Source organism: Paracandidimonas soli, from assembly GCF_004342005.1.
Classification (GTDB): Bacteria; Pseudomonadota; Gammaproteobacteria; order Burkholderiales; family Burkholderiaceae_B; genus Paracandidimonas; species Paracandidimonas soli.
The window spans coordinates 319,658-340,458 of sequence record NZ_SMBX01000002.1; the positions used below are offsets into that span (position 1 = coordinate 319,658).

Below are 20,801 nucleotides of genomic sequence, written 5' to 3' on the forward strand. Positions count from 1 at the left end.
CAGCAAGCCGAAGGCGCGGCGTGGGGGCCTTTTTTCATTCCGTATTGCCTTTGCCTGTCGTTCCGGCTTGCTGTCAGCGGGTTTTCTTCTTTTCCCCGATGCGGCTTTCCTTGCCCTGGAGCAGGCGCTGGATGTTGGCGCCATGCCGCGAGATAAGCAGAGCGGAGATGATGAAGATGGCCAGGGTCACGCTGGTATCGCGTTCCCAGGCCACGTTGCTGCCGAAGATATGATAGAGCGGGGCGAAAACCGCGGCCAGCAGGGCCGCCAGGGAGGAATAGCGCGTGGCGTAGGCGACGATGAGCCAGGTGGCCGCGGTGGCCAGTCCGAGCCAGGGGGAAATGGCGAGCAGCACGCCGAGCGCCGTGGCGACGCCTTTGCCCCCCTTGAATTTCAGGAAGAGGGGGTAGAGGTGGCCCAGGAATACGGCCAGCGCGCTGGCGGGGAAAACCCAATCGGGCAGCCCCTGGCTTTCCTGCAGATAGCCCGCGGCGCAAACCGCGACCAGGCCCTTCGCCATGTCTCCGAGCAGCGTGAGGATGGCGGCCGTCTTGTTGCCCGTGCGCAACACGTTGGTGGCGCCCGGATTGCCGGAGCCGAAGGTGCGCGGGTCTTTCAGGCCCATCAGGCGGCTGACGACGACGGCAAAGGGGATAGATCCCGCCAGGTAGGACAGCAGAACGACAACAAGGCCGGACAGTACGGATAAACTGGATGTCATGGTGACTCACCTCTCCTCGGAGGAGCTGATTCTAACGGCACTCCCACAAAACGCCAAAACGAACGGGTACAATCCCTGACGATTCGCAAGCATGAGCAAGAGTGTAAGGAATATGCGCATACTGGTTTCAAACGACGATGGTTACAACGCAGCGGGAATCGAGGCGCTCGTGGATGCACTGGCGGGCCTTGGCGAGCTGACGGTGGTCGCGCCCGAAACCAATTGCAGCGGCTCCTCCAACTCCCTGACGCTGAACCGGCCGCTGTCGGTCAGGCAGGCTCCCAACGGGTTCCACTATGTCAACGGCACGCCTTCCGATTGCGTGCACATCGCATTGACAGGCATCCTGGACTTCAGGCCCGATCTTATCGTGTCCGGCATCAACAACGGCGCCAACATGGGAGACGATACTCTGTATTCGGGCACCGTGGCCGCCGCGACCGAAGGGCATTTGTTCGGCATTCCCGCGATGGCGTTTTCCCTGGTGCAGAAAGGCTGGAAGCATCTCGACACGGCAGCGCGCATTGCAAGGCAGATTGTCGAACGCCATTTGCAGGAGCCGATCGACGGCAGCACCTTGCTCAATGTGAATATACCTGCGGTGCCGTACCAGGTACTGCAGGGCATGCGCGTCACGCGCCTGGGCAAGCGCCATCCGTCGGAGCCCGTTATCCGCAGCAGCACGCCGTACGGCGATCCTGTCTACTGGATAGGTCCGGTGGGCGGTGTCTCCGACAACGCGACGGATACGGATTTCGGCGCGACGGGGCATAATATGGTGTCCATCACGCCATTGAAATTCGATCTTACCCATTACGAGCAACTGGAGAAGATCCGTTCCTGGGCAGAAAAGTCATGCGCAAGCCTCTAGCGCCCGGCGCCATCCACGGATTCTCCCGTTTCGGGCGCAGCACGAGCGGCCAGCAGGCGTTCACGCCGGCCAACAGCAATACGCGGATTTCCGCGCCCGGGGCCATGCAGCGTCCGGTGGCTGCCGCGCTTGCAGCGGCAAAAGCGCCGCAGGCACCATCAACAATGGTCAATTTGGGTTTGAACTCGGATCGTTCGCGTGGCATGATGGTCGAGCGCCTGCGAAAGCAGGGTATCGTCGACGATCGCGTTCTGGCAGCCATGCTGGCGGTTCCGCGCCATCTGTTCGTGGATCAGGGGCTTGCCAGCCGCGCCTATGAAGATGCCGCACTGCCTATCGGATTCGGGCAGACCATTTCCCAGCCTTGGGTCGTGGCACGCATGATTTCCGCCGTATTGCATGAGCGCTCGCCTGCCAGGGTGTTGGAGGTCGGTGCGGGTTGCGGCTACCAGGCGGCTGTTCTTGCGCATGTGACCAGGGAGGTGTTCGCCGTCGAGCGCATCCGCGGGCTTTACGACATGGCTCGGGAACATTTGAAGGCCCTGAAGCTCAATAACAGGGTTCGTCTTTCGTTCGGAGATGGTACGCTGGGAGTCTCGTCGGCTGCGCCTTTCGATGCTATCGTGGTTGCCGCCGCCGGGCTGGAGATTCCGCGCGGCCTGCTGGAGCAGCTTGCCATCGGTGCGCGGCTGATTGCGCCCGAGGGCGGGGTGTCGCAGCGCCTCGTGCTGATCGAGCGCACAGGCAAGGCGTCATGGCGGCGTGAAGAGCTCGAGCAGGTCCGGTTCGTACCGTTGCGTTCCGGCATACAGGCTTAGACTCGAAGTACAGGCTTGGATTCAAAGATTCATCTAGGAGATTCATATGCACGCAGGGATATCCGCTCCGTGCTTTGCGGTACGTTCTGATGTGTCCGGCATCGCCGGCAGGAAAACGTTCGTGGCGCTGCTGGTGGTTGCCGCCGCGCTGGCGGGGTGCTCTTCGCGCATGTCGCCGGCCCCGGTCACGGACCTGACGCAGGGACCGCCCGCAACGGACAATGCCATCAACATGGCAGGAAAGACATATACCGTACGCGCCGGCGATACGCTCTACAAAATCTCGCAAAGCACCGGGGTCGACGTCAGCACGCTGGTCAGGCTCAATAGCATCTCGGATCCGAGCCAGTTGAGGATCGGGCAGGTGCTCAGGCTGGGTGGCAGCGCGAACGTCGCCACGGGTCCGTCGCCCACGCCGGCGCCGACCCAGGCCCCAGGCACGGAAACCCCCCCGGCCCCGCCTGCGTCGACGCCGGCTCCCGTGACGCCGGTGACGCCGTCGGTGCCCGCAAGCGCGCCGCGCGCCAGCGATGCGGCCCTGATCCAATGGAGCTGGCCGTCCGGCGGCAAGATCATCCAGGGGTTCAATGCGAACACCAAGGGCATCGACATCGAAGGCGCGGAAGGCGATCCCGTCCAGGCCGCCGCCGATGGCAAGGTCATGTATGCGGGCAATGGCGTGCGCGGCCTGGGCAATCTGATCCTGCTGGGCCACAGTGATGGTTTCATCACGGCGTATGCGCACAATCAGACGCTGCTGGTCAAGACGGGCGAACAGGTCAAGAAGGGCGCGAAGATTGCGACTATCGGCCAGACGGATACCACTTCTCCGCGCCTGCATTTTGAAATCCGCCGCAGGGGTACGCCGGTCAATCCGCTGTCCTATCTGCCGTCGCGCTGACCGGAAGCCTCATGATACCTACGCTGGTTTTCGATCTTGAGACCATCCCCGATGCCGATGCGCTGCGCAAGCTCAACGGCTGGGGCGGCGAAATGGACGATGTGCAGGTGGTGGAAAAGGCGCTTGCCGAGCGTCAGGCTTCCCATGGCAGTGATTTTCTGCCACTGCACTTGCACAAGATCGCCGTCATCGGCGCAGTGTTCCGCGACGACCAGGGTTTTCGGGTGCGTACCATCGGTCAGGACGGAGACCCCGAATCTGCGCTGATCTCGGGCTTCTTCAAGACGATCGAGCGCTATGTGCCCCGGCTGGTCAGTTGGAACGGGTCCGGTTTCGACCTGCCCGTCCTGCACTATCGCAGTCTGATCCACGGCGTGCAGGCGCCGCGCTACTGGGATACCGGCGAGGACGACCGCGATTTCAAGTTCAACAACTACATCAATCGCTATCACAATCGCCATATCGACCTGATGGATTTGCTGGCCAAGTTCAACGGCAGGGCCAATGCCCCCATGGACGATCTTGCCAGGCTGTGCGGCTTCCCCGGCAAGCTCGGCATGGACGGCAGCCAGGTCTGGCGCGCCTGGGCGGCAGGAGAACGCGACAGCGTCCGCGCCTATTGCGAAACCGATGTGGTCAATACCTGGCTGCTGTTCTGCCGGTACAGGCTGATCAAGGGCGAGCTGGACCGCCAGGCCTACGAGGCCGAGGTGCAGCTCGTGCGCGATACCCTGCTGGAAAGCGATGCGGACCACTGGCTTGAGTACCTGGAGGCCTGGGACGGAGCCCAGGACTGAAACCGGCTGAAAGATCGGGGCCCCTGCCTGAAACAGGCTCGAAATGGCCCGGACACCATACTGGAGGCTCTTCAATCCAGTATGGAGCACGCACATGACATCCCGTATTGTTACCCTGAAATCCGCATTGCTGGCTGTCGTGGCCGGCGGTCTCGTTGGCGCCGCCGGCGTTTCGTCCGCTGCGTCTCCTGCAACGGCTACGTTGCTGGCTCCCGTGACGGTGCTTGCTTCCGCCGATGCGGGCAAGGCCGACGCCAAAGACAGCAAGGAAGGCAGGCGCCACCATGCGAAACGCTGGGGCGGCAACGCATTGATGATCCCCGGCATCGGTCCCCTGAGCGGCAAGGTGCTCAAGGATCTGGAACTGACGGACGCGCAGAAAACGCTGCTGGAGGACGCCAGGAAGGCCCAGAACACATTGCATGAAGAAAGGCGCGAGCTGATGAAGCAGGCCTTCGAGAGCAGGGATGCTCAATTGAAGGAAGGCAAGCTGGACCCCAGGGCGGCCATCGGCGCCATGGAAGCGGCGCATGAGGCGCAGGCCGGCAAGCGCAAGGAAGTGCAGGAAAAATGGCTGGCCCTGTGGGATGCGCTGCAGCCCGCCCAGCAGGAAAAAATCGCGCAGCACTTGAAGGACGGCAAGGGCCGCCACGACAGGATGCATCGCGGCGAGGGGCGTGAGCACCCACGTCACGAAGGCGGTCCCCAGGCATCCTGACCACGCGCCCAAGCTCAAGCCGCGCCGTTCACTGCGGGAGGCCTGCAACAAGGGCGGCATGCCATGGCATGCCGCCCTTTGCGTTTGCACTGCCGGAAGATACCGCATTCCATCGCACGATCCGGATCGCCGGACTCGACGGAAACAGGGTAATAATGTCAAAATCAAAAGTTATCCTTGTTTTGCCTGAAAGCGAATGTCCGAACTCTACGAAATCGAATCCCTGGACCTTGATGCGCGCGGTATTGCCGTAAAGGACGGCAAGCGCGTGCTGGTCGATTCCGCCTTGCCGGGCGAGCGCGTCATGGCGCACAAGGTCAAGCTGGGTACGGAATACGACAAGGCCAGGCTTGATCGGGTGGTGCGCCGTTCCGCGCAGCGCGTCGAGCCTCCCTGTCCTTATTTCGGCGTCTGCGGCGGCTGCAAGATGCAGCATCTGGAACCTGCGGCGCAGGTGGCGGTGAAGCAGCGGGTGCTCGAAGAGGCCTTCCAGGAGCAAGGCAGCCTGAAGATCGGGCATGTGCTTGCGCCGATGCACGGCCCGTACTGGAACTACCGCTATCGCGCGCGTCTTTCCGTGCGCAGGGTGGTCAAGAAAGGCGGGATGCTGGTCGGGTTCCGCGAACGCAATGGCAGCTATGTGACGGACATGGCTTCCTGTCGTATTTTGCCGGTTCATGTGTCCGATATGCTGGTGCCTCTGCGCGAACTGATCGGCGGCCTGTCGAACCCGCATCGCTATCCGCAGATCGAAGTTTCCGTCGGCGACCGCACGACGGCGCTGGTGCTGCGTCACCTGGAACCCCTGACGGAAGACGATCTGTCCGCCTTGCGGGCATTCGGCGAGACCTGGAACGTGAGCTGGTGGCTGCAGCCCAAGGGGCCGGAAACCGTGGCGCCGCTGGATCCTGCCCGTGTCGAAGATCTGGCCTATGAATTGCCGGAATATGGCTTGCGCATGGTCTACAGGCCGACGGATTTCACTCAGGTCAACCCGCATATCAATCGCATGCTGATCCAGCGCGCCATCCGTCTGCTGGAACCGGGTCCGCAGGATCGGGTCGCGGATCTGTTCTGCGGACTGGGCAATTTTTCGTTGCCGTTGGCAAGGGTTGCCGGCAGCGTGCTGGGCGTTGAAGGCAGCAAGGCCCTGACCGAGCGCGCCATGCAGGGTGCTGTCCTGCATGGCTTGCAGGACAAGGCGGCATTCGGGATGCTGAATCTGTTCGAGGTGGATGCGGGCTGGCTGCGCAGTCTGGGCTATTTCGACCGCATGCTGATCGATCCGCCCAGGGAGGGCGCGGAAGCGGTCTCTCTGGCGTTGGCCGAACTGACGCCGGACGAGCGCCCGAAGCGCATCGTCTACGTCTCCTGTAATCCCGTCACCCTGGCCAGGGACGCCGCGATACTCGTGCATCGCGGCAAATACCGCCTGCGTTCGGCCGGCGTGGTCAACATGTTCCCGCATACGGGGCATGTGGAGTCCATGGCGGTATTCGAGTGATGCCGCTCCGGCGCGAAGCCGCGCCGGAATCTGTTTTATCCGGGACTGGGCTCCAGGAAATGAAAATGCCGGCCTGGAGCCGGCATTTGTGCATTCACGCCTTTGATGCGGAGGGCATCACTGATATTGCGCCAGGATGCGGCGGGCTTCTTCCATGACGCGTTCGGGCGCGGTTCCGCCGATATGGTTGCGTGCGGCGATCGAGCCTTCCAGCGTCAGGACCTGGTAGATGTCGTCGCCGATGGATGCATGGAACTGCTGCAGCTCGTTCAGCGGCAGGTCGGACAGGTCGCAGCCCTTGGCTTCGCAGGTACGCACGGCATGGGCCACGGCCTCGTGGGCATCGCGGAAGGGCACGCCTTTCTTGACCAGGTAGTCGGCAAGATCGGTTGCGGTGGCAAAGCCTTGCAGCGCCGCCGAGCGCATGGCTTCGGCGTTGACGCGGATGCCGTCGACCAGGTCGACGAAAATGGTCAGCGTGTCGCGGATGGTGTCGGCCGAGTCGAACAGGCCTTCCTTGTCTTCCTGGTTGTCCTTGTTGTAGGCCAGGGGCTGGCCCTTCATGAGGGTCAGCAGGGCCATCAGATGGCCGTTGACGCGGCCGGTCTTGCCGCGCGCCAGCTCGGGAACGTCGGGATTCTTCTTTTGCGGCATGATGGAACTGCCGGTGCAGAAGCGGTCGGCCAGGTCGATGAAGCCCACACGCGGACTCATCCACAGGACCAGCTCTTCGGAGAAGCGGGAAATGTGTACCATGATCAGCGCGGCGGCCGAGCAGAACTCAATGGCGAAATCACGGTCGGAAACGGCATCCAGCGAGTTGCGCGCCACGCCGTCGAATTCCAGCGTCTTCGCGACGCGTTCGCGGTCGATGGGGTAAGTGGTGCCGGCCAGGGCGGCAGCGCCCAGCGGCAGGCGGTTGACCCGTTTGCGGGTGTCGGCAAGGCGTTCGGCGTCGCGGCCGAACATTTCCGCGTATGCCAGCAGGTGATGGCCGAACGTGACGGGCTGGGCGACCTGCAGGTGGGTGAAGCCCGGCAGGATGGTTGCCGCATGCGTTAGGGCAAGGGTCGCCAGCTTGGCGCGCAGTTGTCCGAGCAGCTGGATGGCGATGTCGATTTCGCTGCGCAGCCAGAGACGGATGTCGGTGGCGACCTGGTCGTTGCGGGAGCGGCCCGTGTGAAGGCGCTTGCCGGCATCGCCGATCAGTTCGACCAGGCGCTTTTCGATATTCAGGTGCACGTCTTCCAGGTCGAGCGACCATTCGAACCGGTCGAGCTCGATTTCTTCGAGGATGCGCGCCATGCCGCGCTCGATGGCTGTCTTGTCTTCCTGGGTTATGACACCGACGGCGGCAAGCATGTCGGCATGCGCCAGGGACCCCTGGATGTCGAACAGGGCCAGGCGCTTGTCGAAATCGACCGAAGCGGTATAGCGCTTGACGAGATCGGAGACTGGTTCGGAGAAACGGGCGGACCACGCCTGGGCTTTGTTGTCGAACTGGTTTTGCATGGGAGATTCTGGCGGTTGAAATAATACGGATCATTATAGATGAGCCGGCCTGCGCTTGGCGCGGGCAGTGGTTCCGGGTCCCGCCAATGCCTGGATTGCAGGTTATAGTTTCGGCCGCAAACAGGCTGCGGTATGCTGCCGTTGTCACCTTACGCAATGCAGTAAACAGGGGAAAAATGCTGAACATTACAGCTTGGATGACGGAACTTGGAGAAACACCGCTCGGTCATTGGGTGCTCAATACCGCTATGGGCCAGATCGTGGCGGGCGTGGTGCTGCTGGTGCTGATATCGCTCGTGACCGGCTTCGTGGTCTCGAAACTGCTGGCGTTGCTGGCCCGGCGCATGCTGACCGCCGTGGGCAAGGGACACTGGGCCGAGGCGTTGAAGCGCAGGCGTGTGGCGCGGCGGCTGAGCTATGCAGTGCCCTTGATGCTGGTCATGAGCCAGATATACCTGCTGCCGATGGATGCGTCCCTGGGCAGCCTGCTGGCGCGGCTGTTCCTGATCGCGGGAATGGTGTTCCTGTTCGTGGCGATCAACGCCATCCTGTCCGCATGGCAGGATATCTATGCGCAATCGGCGCGGGCGCAGACATATTCGATCAAAGGCTATCTGGAGCTGGCGAAGATCGTGGTCTGGTGCGTCGGGCTGGTGCTGATTCTCTCCATCATCATCAATCGTTCTCCGCTGCTGATGCTCTCTGGCATCGGCGCCTTGTCGGCCGTATTGCTGCTGGTATTCAAGGATACGCTGCTGTCCATGGTGGCAAGCACGCAGATGACGGCCAACGACATGCTGCGCATCGGCGACTGGATAGAAATGCCCCAGGCCGGGGCGGACGGCTTCGTCATCGACATGGCGCTGCATACCGTCAAGGTGCAGAACTGGGACAAGACGGTCACGACGATCCCCACGTACAAGCTGTTCTCGGAAAGCTACAAGAACTGGCGGCACATGTTCGAATCGGGCGGGCGGAGGATCAAGCGCACCCTGCGCATCGATGCGAGTTCCATCCGCTTCCTGGACGATGAGGAGATCAGCAGCCTGAGCCGCTATTCCCTGCTGCACGAATACCTGCTGGAAAAACAGCGCGAGGTGGAGCAGACCAATCGAGCGCTGGGCGAAGCGGCGCGCGTGGATGCGAACCGCCGCCGGCTGACGAATATCGGAACCTTCCGTGCCTATGCGCTGGCCTATCTGCGGCAAAACCGCGAGCTGCACCAGGACATGCTGATGATCGTGCGCATGATGGAGCCGGACGCTCAGGGCGTGCCGGTCGAGGTGTATTGTTTCGCCAACAAGACCGCCTGGGTGGAGTACGAGCGCATCCAGGGAGACATTTTCGATCATCTGCTGGCGGTGCTGCCCGAACTCCGGCTGCGTCTCTACCAGGCGCCGTCGGGCAGCGATATCGCCAGAGGCCTGGGAGGCGGTTCCCGGCGCGAGGCGATGGAGCGCGCCTATGCGGTGCAGCCATCGCCCCAGGAGGCGGGTCCGGCCTCGCAGTAGGGCGGGCGCGTGCGATAATTTTGCCTTTCAAGCTTTTTACAGGGTGGTGAACATCATGGGGCGTGTGGCGATCGGCATGGCGCAGATCAACACCAGGGTCGGGGATCTGGCCGGCAATGCGGCGAAGATACTGGCGGCTGCCGCCCAGGCGCATGCCGGCGGCGCGCGGCTGCTGGTCACTCCCGAAATGGCATTGACCGGATATCCCACGGAAGACCTGCTGTTCCGCCCCGCTTTCCTGAGCGAGCAGGACCGCATGCTCGAACGCCTGCAGGCCGGCTTGGCCGCTTTCGAGGGTCTGACGGCCGTGGTGGGGCATGTGAGCCACGAGTCGGGCGGTTTGTTCAACGCCGCTTCCGTCTTCGAGGGCGGCAGGCGCATCGGCCTGTATCGCAAGCAGGAACTGCCCAATTACGGCGTGTTCGATGAGCGCCGCTATTTCAGGGCGGGAGATGAACCCCTCGTGTTCGAGGCCGATGGCGTGCAGTTCGGCGTGGCCATTTGCGAAGACCTGTGGAAGGAAGGGTGCGCATATCGCGCCCGGGAACTGGGCGCGCAGGCCATGCTGGTGCTAAACGCGTCGCCCTTCACTCAGCACAAGGTCCGCGAGCGCAGGGAAACCGTGCGGCGCTATTCGGCGGGCCTGCCCGTGGCGTATGTCAACCAGATCGGGGGGCAGGATGAGCTGGTGTTCGATGGCGGTTCTTTCATGACGGACGCCGGCGGCAATGTCTGCTTCCAGGCGCCCCAGTTCGAAGAGACTGTCGCCGTGCGCATGCTGGATACCGACGCAAGGGCGGACGATGCTCAGGTGGGAGAGGATTCCTTGTCCGAGATGCATGCGCAGGTCTGGGGCGCCCTGGTGCTGGCAGTGCGCGATTACGTCGGCAAGACCGGCTTCTCCCGCGCCCTGATCGGCCTTTCCGGCGGCATGGATTCCGCGCTGGTGCTTGCGATTGCAGTGGACGCCCTGGGAGCTGAAAACGTCGGCACGGTCATGATGCCTTCTCGCTATACGGCGGATATTTCCACGCACGACGCCAGGGAAATGGCCGAAGGCCTGGGCGTGGCCTACCGCGAGATTGCGATAGGAGGCCTGGTGGAAGCTTTCGATACCGCGCTGGCGCCGGCGTTCGCCGGGCTTGCCGCCGACACGACGGAAGAAAACATCCAGGCACGCATTCGTGGAAACCTGCTGATGGCCCTATCGAACAAGAGCGGGGCGCTGGTCCTGACGACGGGCAACAAGTCGGAGCTGGCGACCGGGTATTGCACGCTGTACGGCGACATGGTCGGGGCGTTCGCCGTCCTGAAGGACGTGCCCAAGACTCTGGTCTATGCGCTGGCGCGATGGCGCAACGCGCAATCGCCCGTCATTCCCGTGCGCATCATCGAACGCCCGCCTTCGGCGGAATTGCGCCCGGACCAGACCGACCAGGACAGCCTGCCGCCGTATGATGTGCTGGACGCCATTCTCGAGCAGCACATCGAGCACGATGCCTGCGCGGGAGCCATCGTCGCGCAGGGATACGATGCGGATACCGTGCATCGCGTGCTGCGCCTGGTCCGCATCAGCGAATACAAGCGCCGCCAGGCGGCCATCGGCCCGAATATCACGTCGCGCGCCTTCGGGCGCGGCTGGCGGCTGCCGGTGGCTTGCGCCGCGACGGAAGCCCTGGATGGATAATATTTCTACGAAACGCATGGAGCGTCGATCATGAAACAGGTTACGGCAATCATCAAGCCATTCAAGCTGGATGAGGTACGGGAGGCGCTGGCGGAAATCGGCGTGAACGGCCTGACGGTGACGGAGGTCAAGGGGTTTGGCCGGCAGAAGGGCCACACGGAGCTCTATCGAGGGGCGGAATATGTCGTTGATTTCCTGCCCAAGATAAGGATAGACGTCGTCGTGCCCGCCGCCATGGCGGAAGCCGCCATCGACGCCGTCGTCAAGGCCGCGTTCACGGGCAAGATCGGGGACGGCAAGATTTTCGTGACCGCGGTCGAGCAGGCGGTGCGTATCCGTACCGGGGAAACGGGTCAGGATGCCCTGTAGATAAACGGAACGGCGCGCCGGTCAACGTTCCAGCAGTTGCCAGAATTCGGGCAGAAAGCATTCAGCCACGAGCAGGGGCTGCCCGCTGCGGCGGAATATGGAGCACCGCGCCCAGGGCCTGTCCGGCCTGTCGAGATCCGACAGGCCCGCCTTGCACAGGGAACGGAACAGGGGATCGCGCCTGTCCAGCTTGCGCACCATGAAAGGGGAGCGGCTGATCTGCGGATCGTGATACAGCATATCGGCCAGAGGACGGGAGCGCAGGCTGCGCATTCCCTGCCAGAGGCCATGGGATGCCCTCAAGGGTGTGAAGCTGCGGGCGTAGACGCTGTCGACGCCGTCGATGGACATCAGGACTTCGCGGATCCAGACCGGGGTGCCTGCCGGCATCTGCAGCATGCATGCTTCGATGGCGGACAGGCCCCAGGCCCATTCGCCCATGACTCTCAACAGCATGTTGCCCTGCTGGCGAAGCCCATTGGTCAGGGCGCCGGGGCGCAGCAGCCATTGGCGTTTCGGCAGGGGCAGGGAAGCGGGCGGTACGGCGGTCCAGCGGGTTGGCAGAAACTTGTGTGCATCCATACCCGTTATTATCGCCAAACTCCTACAATAGTGGCTATGGAAAAAATACGAATCTCGAAACTCATGGCCGAACAAGGCATGTGCTCCCGTCGCGAGGCCGATGCCTTCATCGAACGCGGCTGGGTGCGCGTGGATGGCGTCGTGGTCAGCGAACTGGGCTCCAAGGCCTGGCCAAACCAGAAAATCACGCTGGAGCGCCAGGCGCGCCAGCGCCAGCAGGAACGCATCACCATCCTGCTGAACAAGCCTGTGGGCTATGTCTCGGGGCAGGCCGAGAAAGGCTATCGCTGGGCGGCCGCGCTGATCCGGCCCGAAACCCGCTATCGCAACGACCGCTCTCCGCTCAAGTTCGATCCGTCGCATCTGCGCGGGCTGGCGCCGGCCGGCCGGCTGGACATCGACTCCCAAGGCCTGCTCATCCTGACCCAGGACGGCCGCATCGCCCGCCAGTTGATCGGCGAAGACTCGGAAATCGAAAAAGAATACCTGGTGCGCGTGCAGGGCAAGCTAGGCGCCAGCGGCCTGGCGCTGCTGAACCACGGCCTGGTGCTGGACGGCAAGAAGCTGCGGCCGGCGCATGTCACCTGGCAGAACGAGGACCAGTTGCGCTTCATCCTGAACGAAGGGCGCAAGCGCCAGATCCGCCGCATGTGCGAACAGGTGGGCCTGAAGGTCGTGGGCCTGAAGCGCGTCCGCATGGGCAGGATCGTGCTGGGCGACCTGCCCAGCGGCCAGTGGCGCTACCTGAAGGAAGGTGAGCGTTTCTTCTGATTTCCGGCGCCGGCCGGCCTGCGCTGAGTGCCGCCGGGTGCGGCGGGCTTGCGCTCCGCACCCGAATGGCCTTTGGCGCGCATCTCTTCGCTGCCCCGCAGCGTGTAGCCGGCCTTGGCGTCCTGGCCCAGCTGGCGCGCCATCCAGGGCTGCGCGTCGGCAAGCGCCTGGCGCAGCGTCCAGGGAGGATTGATGACGAACATGCCGCTGCCGTGCATGCCGAAACCATCGGGAGACGGTGAGCTGACCGACAGCGTAGCGTGCAGCCATTCGCAGTCCGGCAGTTTCTGCAGGCTGCGCACCAGATTGTCCGCCTCCCTCCGCTGGACCAGCGGGTGCCATATTGCGTAGCAGCCGGTGGCGAAACGCTTGAGGCCTTCTTCCAGCGCCTTCGGCAGCCGCTTGTAGTCGTTCTTGTCTTCGTACGATGGGTCGATGATGACGATGCCGCGGCGCGAGGGCGGCGGCAGCAGCCCCTTGATGCCGTCGAAGCCGTCCGAGGCGTGCAGGCTGACCTGCCTCGGAGGGATTCCACGGCGCCGCCTCAGGTTGCCGGACAGGACTTCGATCTCCGTGGGATGCGTTTCGAACAGGTGGAGCTGGTCGCCGGGCCGCAGCGCATTGAGCGCCAGCCAGGGAGAGCCTGGATAGCTGCGCACAGCGGCGTCGGGCTGCTGCAGGCCTGTAGCTTCCAGGTAGCGCTGCACGAGAGATGGAGTGTCGCCGGCGCGGCCGGCGAGTTTCAGGCCTCCCTGTGCGGCTTCATTGCTGTGCGCGGCCCATTCGTCGTGAAGATCGTAGACGCCCGCGCCGGCATGCGTATCGATGACGCGGTATGGAGTATCCTTTTTATTGAAATAGTCCAGAATATGCACGAAAACCGCGTGTTTCAGGACGTCGGCGTGGTTGGCTGCGTGAAAGCCGTGGCGATAGCTGTGCATGTTCTGAGTCCTGTGCTGCGGATGTATATCAAAAGAGGGGGGGCGAAAACAGATATTTTTACCGTTTTCTGCAAGAAAAGGCGGGAAGATGCCGGGCTGAATTCGCGATGAGCCGGTTCATGTAGTGTAAACTTGCCGAAAATTTTCATGTGTACCGGCGTTTCCCGGGACCCGAAAGAGAGATCCATGTTTGATTTTATCCGTACGCACCAGCGACTGATGCAGCTGGTGTTGCTGGTGTTGATTCTGCCTTCGTTCGTTCTTATTGGCGTCAGTGGCTATACCACTTATGTGTCCGGTGACAACGAACTGGTCAAGGTGGGCGATTCCGCCATCACTACGCAGGAATACGACCAGGCCCGCCGCGCGCAACTGGATCAGTTCCAGCGCCAGATGGGTACCGCATTCGATCCCGCGCTGCTGGAAAACGAGCCTACGCGCCGGGCGCTGCTCGAATCCCTGATCGATCGCCGGGTCATCATCGACGTGGCGACCAACGAGCGCTTCAGCGCCTCGGATGCCGCATTGCGCAATGTGATCGCCAATACCCCGGATTTCCAGGAAGACGGCAAGTTCTCCGCCGGCCGGTACAACGAGCTGCTGGCCATGTCCGGACTGGACAGCAAAATGTACGAGCAGGGCCGCCGCTCCGAGCTGGCCCTGGATCGCGTGCTTGGTCCCGTGCGGGCGACAGGCACCGTGCCCGCGCCCGTGGCAAGCCTGCTGCGCCAGGCGCTGGTGGCGGAACGCACGCTGCGCCTGGCAAGCTTCGATGCCGCCGACTACCGGGAAGGCATACAGGTCAGCGACGAGGACATCGCCGCCTGGTATGAAGAGCACAAGTCGGAATTCGCCCTGCCGGAGCAGGTAAGCATCCAGTACCTGCTGCTGAACGAAGAGGCGGCAATGAAGAACCTGCCCGCGATCAGCGAGGCCGAACTCAAGAAATACTACGAGCAGAACAAAGCGCGCTATGTCCAGCCGCCTAGGGTGGACGTCAGCCATATCCTGATTTCCGTGCCGGCGGGCGCAAACGGCGAAGCGCGCGAAGCCGCCCGCAAGAGCGCCCAGGAAATCGCGGATCGCGTCGCGGCGGATCCCGCGTCGTTCGCCGATGTGGCGCGCGAGGCGTCGCAGGATGCGGGCACCGCCCGCAATGGCGGCAAGCTGGGCTGGATTTCGCATGGCATGTGGCCGGAAGCCATCGAAAAGGCGGTGTTTGCCCTGGAAAAAGGCAAGGTGTCCGGCGTCGTCGAAGGTCCCGAAGGCTTCCATGTGTTCAAGGCCGATGACGTCCAGGCGGAGCAAGGAGAAAGTTTCGAGCAGGCGCGCGCCAAGGTCGAGTCCGAGGTTCGCCGCCAGTTGGGCGCCGAGCAGTTTTCCGATATGGCGAGCAAGCTGACGGGGCTGGTGTATGACAATCCCGAAAGCCTGGAGCCGGCCGCTTCCGCATTGGGACTGGAGATCCGCGCGGCGGACGGCGTTGCGCGCGACCGCCTGCTGAGCGAAGACGAGGCTGGCAAGAATGCCGCAAGCGCGGGCCAGCACGCAGCCATCCTCGAAGACGTGCGCGTCAGACGCGCGCTTTTCTCCTCGGCTGTCCTGGCTGACAAGCAGAATTCGGGCGTGATCGAGATTTCTCCCGACACCATGGTGGTCGTGCGCGTTGCTGATCGCAAGCCTGAACACATTCCCGAACTGGCCGCCGTGAAGGATCGTATCGCAAGCCGCCTGGTCGACGAGCGTGCCGCAGAGGCCGCGCGCAAGGCGGGCGAGGCCGCGCTGGAAAAATACAAGGCGGCATCCGCCGATGTGCTGCCCGAAGGCTTCTCCGAGCCGCGCAAGGTCAGCCGCCTGCAATCGCAGGGTTTGAGCAAGCCGTTGTTCGACGCGGTCTTCGCTGCCGGCACGGACGCCTTGCCGGCCTACGTCGGCGTTGGCGACGAGACGGGCTATGTCATTGCAAGGGTCGAGCAGGCCAGCGATGGCAGCAGCGTCGACCAGGGATTGCTGGCGGGTCTGAACGAAGAGATCGGGTCAGCCTGGGGGCAGTTGGAAGAGCAGGCAGTGTTGCGGGCGCTGCGCGAACAGGCCAAGGTCAAGATACTCCCCGAAGCCGAAAACGCCATCAAGGGCGAAGACCAGAATTCCTGATGCATAAGGCGCGGCGTAAATGCCGCGCTGCAATAAAAAACGCTTGCCGGCAGTTATACGGCAAGCGTTTTTTATGGTGCGGCAAAAAATGCCGTCCTGCCGCGCAACTTGTTGCCCGGGCTGTGAGCCGCGCGAGGCTGCGCTTAGTGCGATTTCTGCGTGGCGGGGGGCTTGGAAACAATCAGGGTTTCTGTTCCCAGGCTGCGATCACGAGCAGTGTGGCTATGATGCCGCCGCCAAGTGTCAGCAGAAAAACGGAAAGTGCGCTGTCGAGCATATTTCCTCCTGCATGTGTGATGAGTCTTTGTAAGACAATCGTCTTATTTGTTATTAAAGTTAAATTTCCATTTTATGTCAATGTGTTAAGCCCGGTTTTTATTGAAAATGTTTCAATAAATGCAAAGATGGTTCTTTTCGCAGCGAATCGCTCGCCGGGGGCGCTCTTCGGCGGCGGCTCTGCATTTGCAGCGACTTAGGCGTATAATCTCGCTTTGCCCGGAGCAAGGTTTATGCGTCTCATCAAAAAAGCGCTTACATTCGACGATGTCTTGCTGGTTCCAGCCTATTCCGACATCCTCCCGCGTGACACATCCCTGGCTTCGCGTCTTACACGCGACATCACGCTGAACATCCCTCTGGTTTCCGCCGCAATGGATACGGTGACCGAAGCGCGCCTGGCCATCGCCATGGCGCAGGAAGGCGGCATCGGGATCATCCACAAGAACCTCACCAGCGATCAGCAGGCGCGCGAAGTCTCGCGCGTCAAACGCCACGAATTCGGCATCGTCATCGATCCGGTCACCGTGACGCCCACGATGAAGGTGCGCGACGCCATTGCGCTGCAACGCCAGCACGGCTTCTCCGGCCTGCCCGTCGTCGAAGGCCGCAAGCTGGTCGGCATCGTCACCAACCGCGACCTGCGTTTCGAAGACCGTCTCGATCTTCCGCTGCGCGACATCATGACCCCGCAAGACCGCCTGGTCACCATGCAGGAAGGCGCCACGCTGGAAGAAGCGCAAGCCCTGATGCACAAGCACCGCCTGGAGCGCGTGCTGATCGTCAACGACAACTTCGAGCTGCGCGGCCTGGCGACAGTCAAGGATATTGTCAAGAACACCGAGCACCCGCTGGCATCCAAGGATGCCCAGGGCCAGTTGCGCGTAGGCGCGGCGGTCGGCGTGGGCGAGGGTACCGACGAGCGCGTCGAAAAGCTGGCCAATGCCGGCGTCGACGTCATCGTGGTCGATACAGCCCATGGACATACCAAAGGCGTTATCGATCGCGTGCGCTGGGTCAAGAAGAACTACCCGCGCATCCAGGTCATCGGCGGCAACATTGCCACGGGCGCCGCGGCAAAAGCGCTGGTCGAGGCGGGCGCCGATGGCGTCAAGGTCGGCATCGGCCCGGGCTCCATCTGCACGACGCGCATCGTCGCCGGTGTCGGCGTACCGCAGATCTCCGCCATTTCCGATGTGGCCGGAGCACTGAAGGGCACTGGCGTGCCCCTGATCGCTGACGGCGGCATCCGCTTTTCCGGTGATGTTTCGAAGGCCCTGGCCGCTGGCGCATCCGCCTGCATGATGGGCGGCATGTTCGCGGGCACGGAAGAAGCGCCTGGCGAGGTAGTGCTGTTCCAGGGACGCTCCTACAAGTCGTATCGCGGCATGGGCAGCCTGGGCGCCATGGCGGACGGTTCCGCCGACCGCTATTTCCAGGATCCGTCCAACAACGTCGACAAGCTCGTGCCGGAAGGCATCGAAGGCCGCGTGCCGTACAAGGGCAGCGTCATCGCCATCATCTACCAACTGATCGGCGGCCTGCGCGCCTCGATGGGCTATTGCGGCTGCGGCTCGATCGCAGACCTGCACGAGAAAGCGGAATTCGTCGAGATCACCGCCGCCGGCGTACGCGAATCCCACGTGCACGACGTGCAGATCACCAAGGAAGCGCCCAACTACAGGGCTGACTGAGCCTGATGTCCGCCGGACTGGCGCGCATGCCTGCCGCAGGCCGTCCATTCCGGCGCTTCACCATGCGGCATGATTGCCGCATGTCCAGCACAGGCTGGCATTTTCTCCCGCAGATTTTCCAATTCCATCTTTTCTACCAGCCGAATTCATCATGCACCAGCGCATCCTGATCCTGGACTACGGTTCGCAAGTCACCCAACTCATCGCCCGCCGCGTGCGCGAGGCCGGCGTCTACAGTGAAATCCATCCGGGAGACGTGGACGACGCCTTCATCCAGGAGCAGAAAGAGCAAGGCCTGAAGGGCATCATCCTGTCGGGCAGCCATGCCTCCGCCTATCACGAAAACTCGCTGAAAGTACCTGCTGGCGTATTCAGCGCCGGCGTTCCCGTGCTGGGCATCTGCTACGGCATGCAGTCCATGGCGCTGCAGCTGGGCGGCAAGGTCGAGTTTTCCGATCATCGCGAATTCGGCTATGCGGAAGTGCGCGCCCACGGGCATACGCGCCTGCTCGACGGCATCCAGGATTTCGCCACGGCGGAAGGCCACGGCATGCTGAAGGTCTGGATGAGCCACGGCGACAAGGTCACGGAGCTGCCTCCCGGCTTCAATCTCATGGCGTCGACGACGTCCTGCCCGATCGCCGGCATGGCCGACGAGGAGCGAGGCTTCTACGGCGTGCAGTTCCATCCCGAGGTCACGCACACCGTCCAGGGCGAGGCTTTGCTGAAGCGCTTCGTGCGCGATATCTGCGCATGCTCGGGCGACTGGAACATGCCCGACTACATAGAAGAAGCCGTCGCGCGCATCCGCGAGCAGGTGGGCGACGAGCACGTGCTGCTGGGTCTGTCGGGCGGCGTCGATTCCTCCGTGGCGGCGGCGCTGATCCATCGCGCCATCGGCGATCAACTGACCTGCGTTTTCGTCGACCATGGCCTGCTGCGCCTGAACGAAGCCGACCAGGTCATGAAGACATTCGCCGACAATCTGGGCGTGCGCGTCATCCACGTGGATGCCACGGAACAGTTCATGGGCAAGCTGGCCGGCGTTTCGGATCCCGAAGCCAAGCGCAAGATCATCGGTCGCGAGTTCGTCGAGGTCTTCCAGGAAGAGGCGGGCAAGATGACGAACGCGCGCTGGCTGGCGCAAGGCACCATTTATCCCGACGTGATCGAGTCCGCCGCCTCCAAGACGGGCAAGGCGGTGGCGATCAAGTCGCACCACAACGTGGGCGGCCTGCCGGATACGCTGAACCTGAAGCTGCTGGAGCCCTTGCGCGAACTGTTCAAGGACGAAGTGCGCAAGCTGGGCGTGGCGCTGGGCCTGCCGCACGACATGGTTTACCGCCATCCGTTCCCCGGCCCCGGCCTGGGCGTGCGCATCCTGGGCGAGGTCAAGAAGGAGTATGCCGACTTGCTGCGCCGCGCAGACGCCATCTTCATCGAAGAGCTGCGCAACACCATCGATCCCGAAACGGGCAAGAGCTGGTACGACCTGACATCGCAGGCATTCACCGTATTCCTGCCGGTCAAGTCGGTGGGGGTCATGGGCGATGGCCGCACCTATGACTACGTCGTGGCGCTGCGCGCCGTGCAGACCAGCGACTTCATGACGGCGGACTGGGCCGAACTGCCTTATGCACTGCTCAAACGGGTGTCGGGTAGGGTGATCAATGAAGTCCGCGGAATCAACCGGGTTACGTACGACGTGAGCTCGAAGCCGCCTGCGACGATCGAATGGGAGTGATCTGGTGCTCGGCAATGTCCGGCGCTAGATAGCAAAAAAGGCACCTAAGCCCGCGTAAATGACAGACAAGTCTGCATAGCTGCCGAATTTTGTCGCGCAACTTCGTCAAGGCGCCTAAACGCCGTCAGGCAGCTTCGACCGCATCGCCTTCTTGCGGTCGAAGCGTTCGCCATCGGCGACGAAAGTGCCGTCGCCGATGGCGTGCAGCATGCGCTGGTCGGGTTTTTGTTGATTGACATACGCGGCCAGGCCATCGAGCACGACAATGCCGTGCGAAGTGATGATATTGGCGACCTTGCATTCAATGTTCGCCAGGCATTGCGCGACCAGCGGAGCCTGCACGTATTTGCCTTTGGAGGGCGTGAGGCCGAAGCGCTCGAACTTGTCGGTGTCCGCACCTGAGCAGGTGCCGATGCCGACGACGGTGTCGAGCATGTCGGCGGAGGGGATGGCGATTACGCATTCGCGCGTTTTTTCCAGCGCGATGAACGAGTGGTTCCACGCTCCGGTGCAGATCGCAAAGCGCGGCGTGAATTCCATTACCATCGTCCACGATATGGTCATGATATTGCTTCGCCCTGCATGGTGCGTCGTGACCAGCACGACCGGGCCGGGTTCGAGCAGCGTGAAGATTTTTGTGGGGGCAAGGCGTCTCATCATGCTGCAGTTCTCCAATAAAGATTTCTATGCAGCCCGTCGCCATGGTATTTCTTTGGCTCTTTTTGATATGTTAATCCCGGTAAGGGCCTGGGAGTAGATTGATGAGCGAGACTCACACAAGGAGATGCATGTTGTCTGGCCCGACCCGATTCCTGGACACGTCTGCGTTGCCTGCGGCACGCATGCGCGAGTTTCCGTTGTCTCCCGGACAGATCGGCCAGTGGCTTGCCGACATGGAAAGTCTGCTACAGGCGAGACAGGCTTTCGTACTGGTTTACGAGCGCTTGCCAGGCCCTGGTCAGCAAGGGGATCCCGAAGGCTTCAAGAAAACCGTCCTGTGGCTGAAGGCGCACCGCGATGCTTTTGGAATGTATTGCAAAGGCATGATCCTGATGTGCGAAGACACCAGCGGCTTGGCGGTATTGCAGGCCAGGCTGGGACCGTTGGAAAAAGTCTATCGCGTGCCTGCCCGTGTGGCCTGCAGCGCCGATGAAGTCCAGAAGTGCGTCCATCAACTGGCGGCGGCCTGAGGCTCGAAGGCGTGGGTCGGCGTGCGCGAGGCTATCTGTC

Annotated in this window: 20 protein-coding genes; 15 read left to right on the forward strand and 5 right to left on the reverse strand. The window is 62.5% G+C overall.

The window, feature by feature from the left end:
* Window positions 1-73: 73 nt before the first annotated feature.
* Window positions 74-721, reverse strand: a complete 648-nt coding sequence (gene plsY, locus EV686_RS05145; RefSeq protein WP_132474208.1) for a glycerol-3-phosphate 1-O-acyltransferase PlsY — start codon at window positions 719-721, stop codon at window positions 74-76.
* Window positions 722-833: 112 nt separating this feature from the next.
* Between plsY and surE the strand changes: the two genes are divergently transcribed.
* The 6 genes from surE (at window position 834) to rlmD (ending at window position 6,330) form a co-directional block, all read left to right on the forward strand.
* A complete protein-coding gene (surE, locus tag EV686_RS05150; RefSeq protein ID WP_132474873.1) occupies window positions 834-1,592 on the forward strand; it encodes a 5'/3'-nucleotidase SurE in 759 nt (252 codons plus the stop codon).
* Window positions 1,577-2,410 carry a protein-L-isoaspartate(D-aspartate) O-methyltransferase gene (locus EV686_RS05155; RefSeq protein WP_132474210.1) on the forward strand — a complete coding sequence of 278 codons (834 nt, stop codon included), beginning with the start codon at window positions 1,577-1,579 and terminating at the stop codon, window positions 2,408-2,410. Before surE ends, EV686_RS05155 begins: the two co-directional genes overlap by 16 nt.
* A gap of 46 nt (window positions 2,411-2,456) precedes the next feature.
* Window positions 2,457-3,311 (forward strand): peptidoglycan DD-metalloendopeptidase family protein, encoded by an 855-nt coding sequence (locus EV686_RS05160; protein ID WP_132474212.1) that lies wholly within the window; start codon window positions 2,457-2,459, stop codon window positions 3,309-3,311.
* Between the two features lie 11 nt (window positions 3,312-3,322).
* Complete coding sequence (locus EV686_RS05165) at window positions 3,323-4,108, forward strand: 3'-5' exonuclease (protein ID WP_132474214.1); 786 nt, start codon at window positions 3,323-3,325, stop codon at window positions 4,106-4,108.
* A 94-nt stretch (window positions 4,109-4,202) separates the two neighbouring features.
* Complete coding sequence (locus EV686_RS05170) at window positions 4,203-4,826, forward strand: Spy/CpxP family protein refolding chaperone (protein ID WP_165972506.1); 624 nt, start codon at window positions 4,203-4,205, stop codon at window positions 4,824-4,826.
* Between the two features lie 196 nt (window positions 4,827-5,022).
* Window positions 5,023-6,330, forward strand: coding sequence for a 23S rRNA (uracil(1939)-C(5))-methyltransferase RlmD (gene rlmD / locus EV686_RS05175; RefSeq protein WP_132474218.1), 1,308 nt, complete (start codon window positions 5,023-5,025; stop codon window positions 6,328-6,330).
* 117 nt (window positions 6,331-6,447) lie between these two features.
* Here rlmD and argH read toward each other — a convergent pair whose 3' ends face one another.
* Window positions 6,448-7,842, reverse strand: coding sequence for an argininosuccinate lyase (gene argH / locus EV686_RS05180; protein ID WP_132474220.1), 1,395 nt, complete (start codon window positions 7,840-7,842; stop codon window positions 6,448-6,450).
* A 197-nt stretch (window positions 7,843-8,039) separates the two neighbouring features.
* Between argH and EV686_RS05185 the strand changes: the two genes are divergently transcribed.
* Genes EV686_RS05185 through EV686_RS05195 form a run of 3 tightly spaced genes read left to right on the forward strand, consistent with a single transcriptional unit; the run spans window position 8,040 to window position 11,409 of the window.
* Complete coding sequence (locus EV686_RS05185; protein ID WP_132474875.1) at window positions 8,040-9,353, forward strand: mechanosensitive ion channel family protein; 1,314 nt, start codon at window positions 8,040-8,042, stop codon at window positions 9,351-9,353.
* A gap of 55 nt (window positions 9,354-9,408) precedes the next feature.
* Window positions 9,409-11,040 (forward strand): NAD+ synthase, encoded by a 1,632-nt coding sequence (locus EV686_RS05190; RefSeq protein ID WP_132474222.1) that lies wholly within the window; start codon window positions 9,409-9,411, stop codon window positions 11,038-11,040.
* 30 nt (window positions 11,041-11,070) lie between these two features.
* Window positions 11,071-11,409 (forward strand): P-II family nitrogen regulator, encoded by a 339-nt coding sequence (locus tag EV686_RS05195; protein ID WP_132474224.1) that lies wholly within the window; start codon window positions 11,071-11,073, stop codon window positions 11,407-11,409.
* A 21-nt stretch (window positions 11,410-11,430) separates the two neighbouring features.
* Here EV686_RS05195 and EV686_RS05200 read toward each other — a convergent pair whose 3' ends face one another.
* Window positions 11,431-11,991 carry a chorismate--pyruvate lyase family protein gene (locus EV686_RS05200; RefSeq protein WP_132474226.1) on the reverse strand — a complete coding sequence of 187 codons (561 nt, stop codon included), beginning with the start codon at window positions 11,989-11,991 and terminating at the stop codon, window positions 11,431-11,433.
* A gap of 36 nt (window positions 11,992-12,027) precedes the next feature.
* Here EV686_RS05200 and EV686_RS05205 point away from each other — a divergent pair, with 36 nt between their 5' ends.
* Complete coding sequence (locus tag EV686_RS05205) at window positions 12,028-12,762, forward strand: pseudouridine synthase (RefSeq protein ID WP_132474228.1); 735 nt, start codon at window positions 12,028-12,030, stop codon at window positions 12,760-12,762.
* Here EV686_RS05205 and EV686_RS05210 read toward each other — a convergent pair.
* Window positions 12,732-13,703 carry a 23S rRNA (adenine(2030)-N(6))-methyltransferase RlmJ gene (locus EV686_RS05210; RefSeq protein ID WP_132474231.1) on the reverse strand — a complete coding sequence of 324 codons (972 nt, stop codon included), beginning with the start codon at window positions 13,701-13,703 and terminating at the stop codon, window positions 12,732-12,734. The genes EV686_RS05205 and EV686_RS05210 overlap by 31 nt on opposite strands.
* 186 nt (window positions 13,704-13,889) lie before the next feature.
* On the opposite strand from EV686_RS05210, the gene EV686_RS05215 reads away from it, so the two are divergent.
* The 4 genes from EV686_RS05215 (at window position 13,890) to guaA (ending at window position 19,571) form a co-directional block, all read left to right on the forward strand.
* Window positions 13,890-15,857, forward strand: coding sequence for a SurA N-terminal domain-containing protein (locus EV686_RS05215; RefSeq protein ID WP_132474233.1), 1,968 nt, complete (start codon window positions 13,890-13,892; stop codon window positions 15,855-15,857).
* A complete protein-coding gene (locus tag EV686_RS05220) occupies window positions 15,857-16,333 on the forward strand; it encodes a hypothetical protein (protein ID WP_132474235.1) in 477 nt (158 codons plus the stop codon). Before EV686_RS05215 ends, EV686_RS05220 begins: the two co-directional genes overlap by 1 nt.
* Window positions 16,334-16,366: 33 nt before the next feature.
* Window positions 16,367-17,827 (forward strand): IMP dehydrogenase, encoded by a 1,461-nt coding sequence (gene guaB, locus EV686_RS05225; RefSeq protein ID WP_132474237.1) that lies wholly within the window; start codon window positions 16,367-16,369, stop codon window positions 17,825-17,827.
* Between the two features lie 151 nt (window positions 17,828-17,978).
* A complete protein-coding gene (guaA, locus tag EV686_RS05230; protein ID WP_132474239.1) occupies window positions 17,979-19,571 on the forward strand; it encodes a glutamine-hydrolyzing GMP synthase in 1,593 nt (530 codons plus the stop codon).
* A 114-nt stretch (window positions 19,572-19,685) separates the two neighbouring features.
* On the opposite strand, the gene EV686_RS05235 is transcribed toward guaA, so the two are convergent.
* Window positions 19,686-20,231: a flavin reductase family protein gene (locus tag EV686_RS05235; RefSeq protein WP_243650752.1), complete on the reverse strand. Its 546-nt coding sequence runs from the start codon at window positions 20,229-20,231 to the stop codon at window positions 19,686-19,688.
* Between the two features lie 128 nt (window positions 20,232-20,359).
* On the opposite strand from EV686_RS05235, the gene EV686_RS05240 reads away from it, so the two are divergent.
* Window positions 20,360-20,761 (forward strand): hypothetical protein, encoded by a 402-nt coding sequence (locus tag EV686_RS05240; RefSeq protein ID WP_132474241.1) that lies wholly within the window; start codon window positions 20,360-20,362, stop codon window positions 20,759-20,761.
* The last annotated feature ends 40 nt before the right edge of the window (window positions 20,762-20,801 follow it).